Origin of the sequence: Mycolicibacterium rutilum (assembly GCF_900108565.1) — a bacterium.
GTDB lineage: Bacteria > Actinomycetota > Actinomycetes > Mycobacteriales > Mycobacteriaceae > Mycobacterium > Mycobacterium rutilum.
On sequence record NZ_LT629971.1, the window covers coordinates 4191370 to 4204808 of the forward strand.

General features: G+C 69.3%; 13 protein-coding genes. 2 read left to right on the forward strand and 11 right to left on the reverse strand.

What is annotated here, in order from left to right; translation table 11 throughout:
- Window positions 1-12 precede the first annotated feature (12 nt).
- Genes BLW81_RS20395 through BLW81_RS20410 form a run of 4 tightly spaced genes read right to left on the reverse strand, consistent with a single transcriptional unit; the run spans window position 13 to window position 4740 of the window.
- Window positions 13-927 (reverse strand): DUF881 domain-containing protein, encoded by a 915-nt coding sequence (locus BLW81_RS20395; protein ID WP_083408746.1) that lies wholly within the window; start codon window positions 925-927, stop codon window positions 13-15.
- Window positions 924-1535, reverse strand: a complete 612-nt coding sequence (locus BLW81_RS20400) for a CDP-alcohol phosphatidyltransferase family protein (RefSeq protein ID WP_083408747.1) — start codon at window positions 1533-1535, stop codon at window positions 924-926. Before BLW81_RS20400 ends, BLW81_RS20395 begins: the two co-directional genes overlap by 4 nt.
- Before the next feature lie 9 nt (window positions 1536-1544).
- Window positions 1545-3869, reverse strand: a complete 2325-nt coding sequence (gene secA2, locus BLW81_RS20405; protein WP_197680330.1) for an accessory Sec system translocase SecA2 — start codon at window positions 3867-3869, stop codon at window positions 1545-1547.
- A gap of 34 nt (window positions 3870-3903) precedes the next feature.
- Window positions 3904-4740: a GNAT family N-acetyltransferase gene (locus BLW81_RS20410; protein WP_083410697.1), complete on the reverse strand. Its 837-nt coding sequence runs from the start codon at window positions 4738-4740 to the stop codon at window positions 3904-3906.
- Window positions 4741-4876: 136 nt separating this feature from the next.
- Here BLW81_RS20410 and BLW81_RS20415 point away from each other — a divergent pair, with 136 nt between their 5' ends.
- Complete coding sequence (locus BLW81_RS20415) at window positions 4877-6793, forward strand: ABC transporter ATP-binding protein/permease (protein WP_157897979.1); 1917 nt, start codon at window positions 4877-4879, stop codon at window positions 6791-6793.
- On the opposite strand, the gene BLW81_RS20420 is transcribed toward BLW81_RS20415, so the two are convergent.
- The 5 genes from BLW81_RS20420 to BLW81_RS20440 are packed head-to-tail and all read right to left on the reverse strand — an operon-like array spanning window position 6790 to window position 10500.
- Window positions 6790-8289, reverse strand: coding sequence for an FAD-binding protein (locus BLW81_RS20420; protein WP_083408749.1), 1500 nt, complete (start codon window positions 8287-8289; stop codon window positions 6790-6792). The two genes, BLW81_RS20415 and BLW81_RS20420, sit on opposite strands and share 4 nt — an antisense overlap.
- Window positions 8286-8762, reverse strand: a complete 477-nt coding sequence (locus BLW81_RS20425) for a VOC family protein (protein WP_083408750.1) — start codon at window positions 8760-8762, stop codon at window positions 8286-8288. The genes BLW81_RS20420 and BLW81_RS20425 overlap by 4 nt, the downstream gene beginning before the upstream one ends.
- 50 nt (window positions 8763-8812) lie before the next feature.
- Window positions 8813-9448, reverse strand: coding sequence for an SRPBCC family protein (locus BLW81_RS20430; RefSeq protein WP_083408751.1), 636 nt, complete (start codon window positions 9446-9448; stop codon window positions 8813-8815).
- Window positions 9445-9783 (reverse strand): ArsR/SmtB family transcription factor, encoded by a 339-nt coding sequence (locus tag BLW81_RS20435; RefSeq protein ID WP_083408752.1) that lies wholly within the window; start codon window positions 9781-9783, stop codon window positions 9445-9447. Before BLW81_RS20435 ends, BLW81_RS20430 begins: the two co-directional genes overlap by 4 nt.
- A gap of 39 nt (window positions 9784-9822) precedes the next feature.
- The gene (locus tag BLW81_RS20440) at window positions 9823-10500 is read right to left on the reverse strand and encodes a TetR/AcrR family transcriptional regulator (protein ID WP_197680331.1); all 678 of its coding nucleotides are present in this window, start codon (window positions 10498-10500) and stop codon (window positions 9823-9825) included.
- A gap of 168 nt (window positions 10501-10668) precedes the next feature.
- Between BLW81_RS20440 and BLW81_RS20445 the strand changes: the two genes are divergently transcribed.
- Window positions 10669-11109, forward strand: a complete 441-nt coding sequence (locus BLW81_RS20445; protein ID WP_083408754.1) for a nitroreductase family deazaflavin-dependent oxidoreductase — start codon at window positions 10669-10671, stop codon at window positions 11107-11109.
- 2 nt (window positions 11110-11111) lie between these two features.
- Here the strand turns inward: BLW81_RS20445 and BLW81_RS20450 are convergent, their stop codons facing one another.
- Together BLW81_RS20450 and BLW81_RS20455 are read right to left on the reverse strand one after the other, a co-directional pair.
- A complete protein-coding gene (locus BLW81_RS20450) occupies window positions 11112-11822 on the reverse strand; it encodes an Rv1815 family serine proteinase (RefSeq protein WP_083408755.1) in 711 nt (236 codons plus the stop codon).
- 201 nt (window positions 11823-12023) lie between these two features.
- Window positions 12024-13430 carry an NAD(P)/FAD-dependent oxidoreductase gene (locus BLW81_RS20455; protein ID WP_083408756.1) on the reverse strand — a complete coding sequence of 469 codons (1407 nt, stop codon included), beginning with the start codon at window positions 13428-13430 and terminating at the stop codon, window positions 12024-12026.
- Window positions 13431-13439: the final 9 nt, after the last annotated feature.

The following is a 13439-nucleotide window of genomic DNA, read 5'->3' on the forward strand; positions in this document are numbered from 1 at the left end:
GTCATCCTTCGGTTACGGCGCAAGGGGTTTGGCGAAGTTGATCTCGCGGACGGACCCGGCGGGCAGCGTGAGCGCGTCGCCCGTGCTCACATTGACTCCCACGCCGTAGGACGTCTCCAGCAGGCGCAGCCGCTGTAGGCCCGGACTGCGGTCGAACACGTCCTTCATCGCGTGTGGCGGGCCGACGGCCAGTACTTCGTAGGGGCTGCTGATGGGTTGATTGTCGACCAGGATGCCGCCGCCCGCTTGGCGGATCGTCACATTCGGCCCGATCCGGACCCCGCCGACCGAGACCGCCTCCGCGCCGCTGACCCACAGCGAGTTCACGACGAGTTGCAGGTCGCGATCCAGGATCACCTGCCGGTTGCCGGGCAGCCGCTGCTTGGACACGTCGCTGAGGTTGGCCGACGCCCCCGGCTCAGTGACCGTGATCGTCAGGCCGGGCCCGATCACCGGGGTGGCCGCCGCCGCGAAGTTCGCCTCGTCGAGCTGGGCGAGCAGCTGCTGGCCGCGCGCGTCGCCCTCGAGGCGGCTGCGCCGTTCGGCGTTCACCTGGGCAGCCAGCTCGTCGCGGCGGTCGGTGGCCGCCGTGGCCTCGGTCTCGGCGGTGCGCACGCTGTCGGCGAGCACATGCTGGGTTTCGCGCACGCCGGGCGCGGTGGCCCGCGCCTGCGCCATCGCCACGGCGAACACGACGACGAGCAGCGCCGCGCCAGCCAACTGCCAGGCCCACGCCTGCCACCACGGCCGCACCCGGCCGGCCGCCTTGGCCTCGGCGGCGGCCGCGTACCCGGGGTCGAGGTGCTCGGTCAGCAGCGAGCGCAGCAGCGACGGGACCGGGATCAGCGTCGGCCGGTTCGCCTCGTGGGCGTTGCGGCCGGCCTGCGGGTCGTAGCCGCCGAGGGTCTTGCGGAAGCTCTGCGTCATCGCGGCACCTTCGGCAGCTGCCGAACCACCATCGCGACCTGGATCAGGTACAGCACGCCCGACCACAGGTACATCGCCAGGCCCCAGATCAGAAAGCCCCATCCGATGGCCAGCACCACCCGGCTCCACGTCGCGTCCCACTGCCCCAGCAGGATCAGCGGCAGCCCGGACATCAGCGCGAACGTCGCGGCCTTGCCGATGTAAGTGACGGGCAGCGCGGTCAGCCCGCGCCGCCGCAGCAGCGGCAGCGCCGCGGCCAGCACGGCGTCGCGGCCGAGCAGCGTCAGCACGATCCACCACGGCACCGAACCGTGGATCGCCATCGCGATCGGCACGGTGATCATGTAGATCCGGTCCACCAGCGGGTCGAGCAGCTCCCCCAGCCGCGACGACTGGTTGTCGACGAGCCGGGCGATCTTGCCGTCCGCCCAGTCCGAGAAGCCGCTGAACATCAGCACCGCGACCGCCCACCCGTGCGCCTGCGTGCCCAGCAGCAGCCACAGGAAGACCGGCACCAGCACCAGGCGCAGCGCGCTGAGCACGTTGGGCAGCGTCAGCACGCGGTCGCGGTCCGGCGGCGAAGGCGCCCGGCCATGCGCCTCGGTCATGGGCTCAACCTAGCGGAACACGCCCGGCAGGCTCAGCGCCGACAGCGAGTCGTCGGCGAGCGGGTTGTCGTGCACCATGTACGTCCACGTCGACGTCGGGCGCGCCAGTTTGGACAGGTCCACCCCGGGTTCGTCCTCGATGGCCGGCGCCGTCTCGAACGTCTGCTGGGCGGCCTCGATGGCGTCGGCGGCCAGCGAGGCGAACGCATCGACGGCCATCCGGTGGAACTCGTCGATCGGGGTCTGGTTGCCCAGCGCCCGCAGGTGGATGCTCTCGCGGATGTCGGCCAGGTATGCGAGGTGATCGGCCCAGCCGCGGTCCAGGTGGTAGAGCATGATCAGCCGGCAGATCGACTCGAGCTTGTCCTCGCCCAGCCGCTCGACGGCCTCCTCGTAGCGTTTCGGCGCCAGGTCGGCGAGCTCTTCGCGCGCAGTGGGCGTGCGCAGCAACGTGTTTCGGCGGTCGACGATGATCGCGCGCTGCTGGGCGATGAGCTGGTTGTAGCGCCAGTTGGTGGCGTGGATGTCGAGCATGCGGCCCTCGGCGATGCGCTGCGCGTGGTCGAGCAGGCTCGACGCCTTGCGGCTGATGACGCGCCCGTCCTCGTCGGTCTCCATCGGCAGCTTGTTGGCCTCCAGGTGCGCGGTGATGACGTCGTCGTCCCAGCTGGAGAAGAACACCGACGAGCCGGGGTCACCCTGACGGCCGGCACGGCCGCGCAACTGGTTGTCGAGGCGCTCGGTGTGGTGGCGCCCGGTGCCGATGACGTGCAGGCCGCCGAGCTCGGCCACCTGATCGTGGTCGGACTCGTCGGAGCCGCCGAGCCGGATGTCGGTGCCGCGCCCGGCCATCTGGGTGGACACCGTGACGCTGCCGCGCTTGCCCGCCTCGGCGATCACCGCGGCCTCCTCGGCGTCGTTCTTGGCGTTGAGCACCACCGCGGGCACGCCGGCCTTGACCAGTTTGGCGTGCAGCTCTTCGGATTCGGCGACGTCGCGGGTGCCGACCAGCACCGGCTGCTTGGTCTCGTGGACGGCCTTGATGTGCTCGACGATCGCCGCGGTCTTGGCGGCCGCGGTGACGTACACGCGGTCGGGCTCGTCCTCGCGGATGTTGGGTTTGTTCGGCTCGATCGGCGACACGCCGAGCTTGTAGAACTGGCGCAGCTGCTCACCGGCGGCCAGCGCCGTGCCGGTCATGCCGCACACCGTGTCGTAGCGGTTGATCAGCGCCTGCACCGTGATGGTGTCGAGCACCTCGCCGGTTTCGGTGGTGGCGATGCCCTCCTTGGCCTCGACCGCCGCTTGCAGGCCGTCGGGCCAGCGCTGCAGCTGCGCGATGCGGCCGCGGGAGGCGTTGATCAGGTGCACGGCGTCGTCGCGGACGATGTAGTGCACGTCGCGCTGCAGCAGCACGTGGGCGTGCAGGGCGACGTTGATCTCGGTCAGCGTGGTCGCGACATGCTCCTCGGAGTACAGGTCGATGCCGCCGAGCCTGGCCTCCATCTTCTGCGCGCCGACCTCGGTCAGGTGCACGTTGCGGTTGTCGGTGTCGGTGTCGTAGTCGACGCCGGGGGTGAGTTCGCCGACCATCCGGATGATCTCGACCTTCGGCGTCTCGCGGTGGCTGGTGCCCGCCAGCACCAGCGGCACCAGCGCCTCGTCGACGAGCACCGAGTCGGCCTCGTCGATCAGCGCGACGTCGGGGTTCGGCGAGACCAGATCGTCGACGTCGGTGACCAGCTGGTCGCGCAGCACGTCGAAGCCGATCTCGTTGACCGAGGCGTAGGTGACGTCGCACTTGTAGGCGGCGCGGCGTTCCTGCGCCGTCGAACTCTCGGTGAGCCACCCGACGGTCAGGCCGAGCGCCTCCAGCAGCGGGCCCATCCATTCGGCGTCGCGGCGCGCGAGGTAGTCGTTGATCGTGATGACGTGCACGCGGCGCCCGCCCAGCGCGTAGCCGGCCGCGGCGATCGCCCCCGACAGCGTCTTGCCCTCGCCGGTGGCCATCTCGACGACGTCACCGGCCAGCATCCGCAGCGCACCGAGAAGCTGGACGTCGAACGGGCGCATGCCGGTGGCGCGGTCGGCGGCCTCCCGGGCGATGGCGAGGAACTGCGGGATGTCGTTGGAGTCGGCCAGGTCGCCGAGGTTGAGCAGTTTGGCGGCCTTGCGCAGCTGTTCGTCGTCGAGGGCCGAGGCCTTGTCGTCGAAGTCGGCCGAACTGCGCACCTGCCCCATCGACTGCGCCTGGTCCCGGTCGGTGCTGGCGCCGAGCAGCCGCCAGAACCGATTGCTGACACGACCTGAAGTGCGGGTCTTCGTCTTCGCCACACAAATACGGTACGCGGTCGCCGACCGGTCGCCGTCAGGCGAGGGCGCCGAATTCGATGCGCACGCTGTCGCTGACGGGACGAAACCCGATCCGCTGATAGATGGCGTTCGACGTCGGGTTGGCCAGATCGGTGAACAGCACGACACCGTCGTCGCCGCGATCCAGCGCCATGGCGGCCGAAGCGGCGGTGACCGCGGACCCGTAGCCGTGTCGCCGGTGCTGCGCGGGGGTGAAGACCGGCCCGATCCGCGACACCCCGGCCGCGGAAGCGCGCAGCATCGCCATGCTGACCGGCGCGCCGCCGTCGGACCAGACGACGAACACGTCGCCCTTGTCGCGCGCGCCGTCGACGAACCGTGCGCCCGCCGCGTCGTCACGCGGATGACCGAACGTCTCACCGAAGAACCGTTCGGTCCAGTCGATCAGCACCGGCCGGTCGGCGTCGTCGGCGACCCGCGGCTCGCCCGGCACCGTCACCGGTGACAACAGGGTGGCCAACTCGTACAGCCGTTCCTCCACCGTGACGACACTTGCGCTGCCCGTGAGGCCCCGCCACGCCGCACTGAACGCGCGGGCGATTTCAGGTGCCCCGCGCACGCCGGGCAGGCCGGGCCGCGCCGCGGCGATCTCTGCGGCCACGGCATCGACGGCGTGCGGCGGAATCATGCTGCACGCCAACGGATATGGCGGTGTCTGCAGGGCCGCGCCGACCAGCGCGTCGTCCTGCCACACCGTGAGCAGCAGCGAATCGTCCGGCAGTTCAGCGTTGAGGACGGTCAGCTCGATGGTGTTCGCGACCGGGTCGCGCCGATAGAGCGGGCCGGCGACCGCGCGGAAGTCGTCGGCCGAGTCGTGGAACCGGACGTGCATGGCATCCAGCATGGGCGGCGCGCACCGGGCGGGCGACCGAATTTTTCGTCACCGTGATTCGGACCGGTCGCGGCGGCGCGGTTGGGCGCTTCGAAACGCCGTCCCAAGGTTGTCGCGGTAGGTTGCGCGGGTGGAAATGTTCGTCCCCTCGCTCGACTGGGGCAACGAAGTCTGGGTGTCGCTGGCCTGGATCGGCAAAGCCTGGCTGATGACGGCCGCCGCGACGATGTTCATCCTGTTCCTGATCGCCCGGTTCACCGGATGGGGCCGACAGTGGTGGCGCATCACCGGCGATTACTTCAAGGGCTCCGAGAGCGTCAAGGTCTGGCTGTGGCTGGGCGGGATCCTGCTCCTCGTCATCGCGGGTGTGCGCCTCGACGTGCTGCTCAGTTACTACTCGATGGACATGTCGAACGCGTTCCAAGTCGTGGCCGGGGGGCTGCAGGCCGACAACGCTGAACTCAAAGAGTCCGGCAAGAACGGCTTCTACCTGTCGATCACTGTGTTCGCGGTGCTGGCCGCACTGTTCATCGCCCGACTCTTGTTCGACATGTGGGTGTTTCAGCGATTCGCGCTGCGCTGGCGCGCCTGGCTGACCGACCGGCTCACCGGCGACTGGCTCGACGGCAAGGCCTACTACCGGGCCCGGTTCATCGACGACAAGATCGACAACCCGGACCAGCGCATCCAGAACGACATCGACATCTTCACCGCCAACAACGGACCGCTGCCCAACGTGCCCTACTACGGCTCGGGCAACACGCTGCTGTTCGGCGCGATCAACGCGGTGGTCTCGATGGTGTCGTTCACCGCGATCTTGTGGAACCTGTCCGGACCGCTGACCATCCCGGTGATCCAGTACGAACTGCCCCGCGCGATGTTCTGGATCGGCATCGTGTTCGTGGTCTTCGCATCGGTGATCGCGTTCTGGATCGGCCGCCCGATCATCTGGCTGTCGTTCCGCAACGAGAAGTTCAACGCCGCGTTCCGCTACGCGCTGGTCCGGCTGCGTGACTCCTCGGAGGCCGTCGCGTTCTACCGCGGCGAGGTCGCCGAACGCAGCGGGCTGCGCAAGCTGTTCCGCCCCGTCGTCGACAACTACAAGCGCTACATCGCGCGGTCGCTCGGCTTCAACGGCTGGAACTGGTCGATGGGTCAGCTCATCGTGCCGCTGCCCTACCTACTGCAGTTCCCCCGCTTCCTCAACGGCGAGATCATGCTGGGCGCGATGTCGCAGTCGGCGTCGGCGTTCGGCAACATCCAGGACGGCCTGTCGTTCTTCCGCAACGCCTACGACCTGTTCGCCGGCTACCGCGCGGCGATCATCCGTCTCGACGGCCTGGTGATGGCCAACCAGGAGGGCCGCGCGCTCCCCGAGATCACCACGACGGCGTGCGTCGACGGCACCGTCGAACTCACCGACGTCGAGGTCCGCACGCCCGACGGCAAGCAGCTCATCAAACCGCTGGACCTGCGCCTCGAGGTCGGCGACTCGCTGGTGGTCACCGGCGAGTCCGGCGTCGGCAAGACCACGCTGCTGCGCAGCCTCGCCGAACTGTGGCCGTTCACCTCCGGCACGCTGACCCGTCCGTGCGGGCCCAACGAGACGATGTTCCTGTCGCAGATGCCCTATGTGCCGCTGGGCGATCTGCGCGCGGTGGTCAGCTATCCCAACGAGGAAGGCACGATCGACGACCAGACGCTCAAGCGGATGCTGCACAAGGTGGCGCTGTCGCACCTGGAGCCACGCCTCGACGAGGTGCTCGACTGGGCCAAGGTGCTCTCGCCGGGCGAACAGCAGCGCGTCGCGTTCGCCCGCATCCTGTTGACCAAACCCAAGGCGGTGTTCCTCGACGAGTCCACCTCGGCGCTCGACGAGGGGCTGGAGTACTTGCTCTACAACCTGGCGCGCACCGAGCTGCCCGACACCATCCTGGTCAGCGTCAGCCACCGCAGCACGGTCGAACAGCACCACACCCACCAGCTCGCACTGCTCGGTGATGGTGAGTGGCGGTTCGGCCGCCTCGAGGGCGAAAAGCCGGTGCCGGTCTAGCTTGCGGTGGCGTGCCTGCCGGCCTGCTGCGCGGCGTGGGCTCCCGCCCGCCTGCCGAAGAACGAGCCCTCGCCGAGCTGGGTGCCGCTGGCGTAGCCCTTGCCGTCCTGGGCGATGTTGGATGCGCACGCGCCCGCGGCGTACAGGCCCGGCACCGGTGAGCCGTCTTCGCGCAGCACCTCGCCGTCGACCGACACGTCCAGCCCGCCCATGGTGAAACCCGAGTACATCGCGACACCGAGCGACAGGTCGAAGGCGCCCCACGGGCCGGTGTCCTGTGCGGCGAGGTAGTCGGGCTGCTTGTGGAAGTCCGGGTCCTCGCCCGCGGCGGCGTGCTGGTTGTACCGGTCCAGCGTCGCGGCCAGGTTGCCTGCCGGAATGCCCAGCGCCTCTTCCATTTCCGCGATCGTCTCCCAGCCGTCGATGAACTTGATCAACGGCATCTCGGGCATCTGCAGGTGCGCCTCGTCGACGATCAGATAGGCCTTCTGTTCGGGCTGTTCGAGCACGAACGCCGACGTCCGCGAGTGGTAGGAGTCCTCGGCGACGAACCGATTGCCGTCCTTGTTGACGATGACCCCGGTCAGCAGGATCTCCGGCGGGTAGGCGGCCGCGGTGATGAACAGGCCGTCGAGGTTCTTCGCGACGCCGCCGCCCGACACTCCGAGCCGGATGCCCAGCCCGTCGTCGTTGGGGTTGCCCAGGATGTAGGGCTCCACCTCGCCGTGGTGTTTGGTGCGGCGCTTCTGCCCGAGCGCGGGCGTGTGCTGCGCGACCATCTCCGGGTTCATCGCGAACCCGCCCGCGGCGATGACGACCGCGTCGGCGCGCACCTCGCCGGTCTCGGTGAAGTGCTTCCAGCGCACACCCACCACGGCCCCGTCGTCGACGACGAGGTTGGTCGCGCCCGTCTCGTAGCGGATCTGCACGCCGAGTTCCTCGGCGCGTTTGAGTAGCAGGTCGGTGACCATCGCCGCGCCGCCGAGTTCACCGGGCACCGGCACCGAGTGGCCGCGCGGCGCGGGCTTGGCCTTCTCGTAGAACGGCCACACCTTCTCGTTGCCGGTGTAGGACAGGCCCTCGGTGCCCGGCGGGACCACCACCTTGCCGGGGTAGTAGCTGCGCTCGAACTGAAAACCCAAGCCCTCCAACCAGTTGAAGTGCTCGACGCTGCCCTCGCAGTACGCCCGGATCTTGTCGTGGTCCGGTTCGGGAGACACCGCGACGAGGTACTTGTACATCTCCTCGACGCTGTCGTCGTGCCCGGTCGCCTGCTGCACGGCGGTGCCGCCGCCGAGATAGAAGTGTCCGCCGGCCATCGCGGTGGTGCCGCCGATCGCGGCCGCCTTCTCCAGCACCAGCACCCGGGCCCCGGCGGCGGCCGCGCTGACCGCCGCGCACCCGCCCGCGATGCCGAACCCGATCACGACGACGTCGACCTCGTCGGACCACGACACCTCGGCGGCGCTGACGGTGTCAGGAATCTCGGTACTCACTTCTGCTCCCGCTTGATGTAGTCGAAGAACGATTTGATCTCGTCCGGAATGTGGGCCAGCTCGAGGTAGGGCACGCCGGCCGCCGGCGCCGACACGTAGGCGAACTCCATGCCGCCCGGCATGACCCCGCGCGCGACCACCTCGGCGTCGCGTTCGGACAGCGCGGCGGCGACGTCGTCGACCTCGACGCACACGTGGTGCAGGCCGGGGCCGCACGCGTCGAGGAACTCGGTGTAGACGCTCGCGCCCGGCCCTGGCGCGATGACCTCGAGTTGCGTTGCGCCGGCGTAGCTCAGCGAGATGTCGGCGACGAAGTCGGCGGGCTCACCGCGGTAGGTGCACGTCTCCGGTCCGAAGTGGACGCCGGGCATGCGGACCCATTTCTTGGCGCCCAGCAGCGAGGTGAGCGCCCCCTCGGTCGCGTCGAGGTCCCGCGTCACCCACGCGATCTGGACAGGTGTCTGGGCAAGCATCGCGTCGAGGATATCCTCGGCCTGCCCGGTTGGCTAGAACGTGTTCTAGTTCAGCCTTCGCCGTAGTACGCCGCCAGGCAGCGGTCGGCTGCTCCGCGGGCCTCGGCGGGGTCGGCGCCTGCGGCCACGTTCTCCTGGTACCAGGCCTCGTTGGACAGCGCGAGGAAGCGCCTGCCCTCGGGGGTGGTCACCCACTGCTCGCCGAACCCGGGGTCGATCGACTCACCGGTCGCCAGGTGCAGCGCCAGGCCGAGCACCATGGAGTCCCAGCCGATGCCGACGGCCCCGGGCCCGAACTGCAGGGCCATCTCGTCGCCGACGACAGCGATGTGCTCGATCACCAGCCGCGCCCGCTCGTCCTCGGCGTCCACGGTGACGTCGATCCAGCTGACGTTGCCGGCGTACTCCCAGGTGGCGGTGAAGTTCTTGGGTGGATCGCAGGTCAGCACCGTGCCGCCGGCGTTGCCGTGCAGCTGGTAGGAACCGCCGATCTTCAGCTCGCCCGAGATGGGCATCAGCCAGCGCGGGATGCGCTCGATGTTGGTGACCGCGTCCCACAGATCGTCGCGGTCGGTGTCGTAGGTCTGGGAGATGGTGACGACGTGCGCCTCCCCCGCGTCGATCGTCCTGGTGCCGAGCTTGCGCTGGACGGCGTTGATCTGGTGGTCGACGTCGATCTCGGTCATGGTGCCTTCTTTCGTCGTTGCCGTTTTCCTCGTGCGATCTCGGTGCCCAACGCGTCCAGGCGCGGGGCCCAGAACCGGCGGAACCCCGCGAGCCATTCGTCGATGTCGCGCAGCGCCTCGCCGTTGACGGCGTAGAGCCGTCGCTGACCGTCGGGGCGGACCGAGGTGAATCCGTTGTCGCGCAACACCTTCAGGTGCTGCGAGACGGCGGGTTGGCTGATCGCGAACTCGGCCTGGATGGTGTCGGCGATGGCCCCCGCCGCCAACTCGCCGTCGGCGAGCAGTTCCAGGATCCGGCGGCGAACCGGATCCCCCAGGATGTCGAACGCGTGCACGGGCTCGAGTCTAAGCGTCTGCTTATATAAGTCAAGCCTTTAGTATTTCGTGGTCAGCACGTCGAGCAGCAGCCCCAGCTGACGGTCGAACAGCAGCGCCGGCTCGGTGAGCGTGTCGGGACCGTACTGGCCGAACACCTCCAGGCTGATCGCGCCGATCAGGCCGGCCCACAGCAGCAGGGACTTCGTCACCGCCGCGTCGTCGCCGTGGAAGTCGAACTCCTCGCGCAGCCGCTCGAAATCGCCCGACAACGGTTGCGGGGCAGCGGTTTCCGACGACGGGATGTCGCCGACGGCGATCCCCGCCGCGACCGCGTCGAGCAGGGCGGCCACCACGCGCGTACCGGGGACGACGGTGCGCTCGCGGGGCGCGTGGTAGCCGGGTACCGGGCTGCCGTAGAGCAGCGCCCACTGCGCCGGTCGCTCGACCGCCCACTGTCGGGCCGCGTGGGACATCGCGCGCACCTGCTCATGCCAGGAACCGTCGCGCGCGCGTTCGACTTCGTCGGCGAGGCTGGAGTAGCCGTCGATCAGCAGCAGCGTCAACAGCTCGTCGCGGCTGGCCACGTAGCGGTAGACCGCCGACGACACCATGCCCAGGTCGCGCGCGATCGCGCGCAGCGACAGGCCCGCCGCCCCCTCGGTCGCCAGCTGGCTGCGCGCCAGGTCGATGATCTGCGCCTCGATCCGGTCTCGACTCTCCTGCCGCTTGCCCACGCGCCGAGTGTCGCACAAATCGAGATCACTGCTCTTGTTTTCCGGCGACGGGCGTGGCACCCTGATTAGAGAGCAGTGCTCTCAAATACTTCATTGTGCGGTTTCGTCCGCGACACGCCGCAACGGCGTACCGATCCGCACAGTCGCGAGACAGCAGAGGAGATCGACATGACCGAGCGTTACGACCAACCGTCCACCGCCGCCCGCGCCGTCAACACGGTGTTCCGGTGGCTGGCCGAAGTCGGGATCAGCGTCGCCGGGACCAGGGTGTTGGAGGTGCGCGGACGCAAGTCGGGGAAACCCCGCACCGTCGTGGTCAACCTGCTCACCCTCGACGGGCACGACTACGTCGTCTCGCCGCGGGGCAACACCCAGTGGGCCCGCAACGCGCGCGCTGCGGGTGCGGTCGGGATCGGCCCGCGCTGGCACCGCCGACCGGTCGACATCACCGAGGTGCCCGACGCCGCGAAACCGGTGCTGCTCAAGCGCTATCTCGACCGGTGGTACTGGGAGGTCAAGGGCCACGTCGGCGGGTTGACGCCGCAGTCCAGCGACGAGGAGATCAGCGCGGTCGCGCCGACGATCCCGGTGTTCGAGTTGGTGCGCTGAGGTCAGGGCATCGGCACGGTGGGCGGCGGCGGAGGCCCGACGTTGGCCGAGGCCGCCGAGATGACGTCCTCGCGGGCCTGCTGGCTGGCGATCTGCCAGGACACCGCGGCCGGGTAGCGCCCCCAGGTGCTGTTGAACATCCCGATGATCGCCGCGCGGTGGTCGGGGGTGACCACATACACCGGCCCACCCGAATCGCCCTTCTGGCTGACCACCCCGTTACCCATGGTGAACCAGCCGTTGTTGACGGCCTCGACCGTGCCGCAGCTCTCGCCGGTGACCACACCGAAGTGGCACACCGGCTGACCGGCGGCCGGCGCGAACCCGGGGTCGACGACGAGCATGCGGCCGCCCGGCAGGATGTTGTTGACCTGCACGTCGGGGGCCAGCGTGATGGCTTCCCAGTCGGCGATCTGGTGGTTGGTGTCGACGGTCGCGCCGTTGGGGGTGTTGTCGCGGAACACCGCCTGCATGCCGATGAGGTTGCCGTTGCGGTCGCGGACCGGCCCGCTGCCGCGGCAGTGCCCGGCGGTGAACGCGATCCGGGCCTGGGGTTCGACGAAGCCGAGCGTGCAGACGTTGGAGTCCTGGCGGATCTCCATTCCCGGGTAGACGACGACGCCGGGATTGGCGGGTGCGGGCGCCGACGGCAAGACGAGCGCAGCCACCGGGGCGGCCACCGCTGCGATCACTCGAATCCATCGTCGGCCCATGGCCGCCTCCGCTCTTCCGGTCCAATGACGGTGTCCGGTACCAGGTGTTGCGGACTCCTCTACCCGGGCGTGTGAAGCCACAATCACGCCCGATGCGGAGCAACCACTCGACGAAGGTCCCGTGATTTGCCCATCGATCACCGTGACCGAAACGTTACGCCGCGCGGCGATTGCCGTCTCGGCAGTCAGCTAAGCCGGCCGCTAGGAGTCGAAACCGAGGCCGACCGCGTCGAGCGCCCGCAGGAACAGATTCCGCCGGCCCGCCGAGTGATCGGCGCGGTCCAGCGACCAGCGCGTCGCCTGGATGCCCACGCTGGCCAACGGTTCGGGCGGGAACGGCAGCGGGCGGCGGCGCACCATCTGCAGTTCGGTGCGCGGGGTCGCCCGGCCGTCGAGCAGGTCCAGGCACACGTCGGCGGCGAACCGGGCGGCGCCCACCCCCAGGCCGGTGAAGCCGTTGACATAGGCCACCCGGCCGTCGCGGGCCAGCCCCCAGTGCGCGCAGAACCGGGTGTTGGTGTCGATGGCGCCGGCCCAGCGATGGCTGAACCGGACGTCGTCGAGTTGCGGGAACGTGACGAAGAAGTGCGCGGCCAGGCGGCGATAGGTCTCGGGCCGGTCCTCGTAGGCGGGGTCGACCTTGCGGCCGAAGTGGTAGACCGCGTCGTAGCCGCCCCACACGATCCGGTTGTCCATGGTCAGCCGGTAGTAGTGGAACTGGTTGGCGCAGTCGCCGACACCCTGCCGATCCTTCCAGCCGATGCGGTCCAGTTGGGCGTCGGTGAGCGGTTCGGTGGCCAGCACATAGTCGTACACCGGCACGGTGTGCAGCCGGTTGCGCTTGAGCAGGCTCGGGAAGACGTTGGTGGCCAGGACCGCTTGGCGCGCGGTGATCACCGCGCGGTCGGTCTCGATGCGCAGCCCCACTCCCCCGGAGTCCACCCGCCGCGCGGCGGTGTGCTCGTAGATGTGCACCCCGGCCTGCTCGCACGCCCGCGCCAGTTCGAGCGCGAGTTTGGCGGGATGCACGATCGCGCAGGTGTCGGCGCTGAACAGACCCGCAAGATAGGTCGGCGACGCGACCTGCGCGCGCACCTCGGCCGTGTCGAGCAGGCGGCCGTGCCCGTCGGCGGCACTGTCCTGCAACCACTGCAGCTGGTGCGGTTCGGTGGCCACCGTCAACATGCCGGTGCGCTGCCATTCGGTGTCGAGGCCCAGGCGCGCCAGTTCGTCCTGCATCCCGTCTAGGTTCTCCAGGCCCATCGCATCGAGCGTGTCGATCTCGTTGGGCCAGCGTGCTTTTCCGTTCTCCTCCCCGTGGGTGAGGCTGGCGTCGACGAAGCCGCCGTTGCGTCCGGACGCGGCCCACCCGATGCGGTCCGCCTCGATCAGCACGATCCGTTTGCCGGGTTCGCGTTGCGCGGCGTGCAGCGCGGTCCACAGCCCGGTGTACCCGCCGCCGACCACCACCAGATCGCAGGTGCTCGGGCCGGTCAGCCGCGGCCGCTGCGGCCTGGGAATGTCCAGCCACATCGAGCCGAACGCGCTTGTCGCAAGCGCACGTTCGACCAACGCGGTGTCGACGGGAGCGTCGAAGACGGTATCCACGACAGCGGG

What these genes read in the sequence shown, in the direction of transcription:
- BLW81_RS20395 (WP_083408746.1), bottom strand. Translation starts at nt 927, where the DNA reads ATGACGCAGAGCTTCCGCAAGACCCTCGGCGGCTACGACCCGCAGGCC.
- BLW81_RS20425 (WP_083408750.1), bottom strand. Translation starts at nt 8,762, where the DNA reads ATGCTTGCCCAGACACCTGTCCAGATCGCGTGGGTGACGCGGGACCTC.
- BLW81_RS20450 (WP_083408755.1), bottom strand. Translation starts at nt 11,822, where the DNA reads ATGGGCCGACGATGGATTCGAGTGATCGCAGCGGTGGCCGCCCCGGTG.
- BLW81_RS20410 (WP_083410697.1), bottom strand. Translation starts at nt 4,740, where the DNA reads ATGCACGTCCGGTTCCACGACTCGGCCGACGACTTCCGCGCGGTCGCC.
- BLW81_RS20445 (WP_083408754.1), top strand. Translation starts at nt 10,669, where the DNA reads ATGACCGAGCGTTACGACCAACCGTCCACCGCCGCCCGCGCCGTCAAC.
- BLW81_RS20415 (WP_157897979.1), top strand. Translation starts at nt 4,877, where the DNA reads ATGTTCGTCCCCTCGCTCGACTGGGGCAACGAAGTCTGGGTGTCGCTG.
- BLW81_RS20430 (WP_083408751.1), bottom strand. Translation starts at nt 9,448, where the DNA reads ATGACCGAGATCGACGTCGACCACCAGATCAACGCCGTCCAGCGCAAG.
- BLW81_RS20400 (WP_083408747.1), bottom strand. Translation starts at nt 1,535, where the DNA reads ATGACCGAGGCGCATGGCCGGGCGCCTTCGCCGCCGGACCGCGACCGC.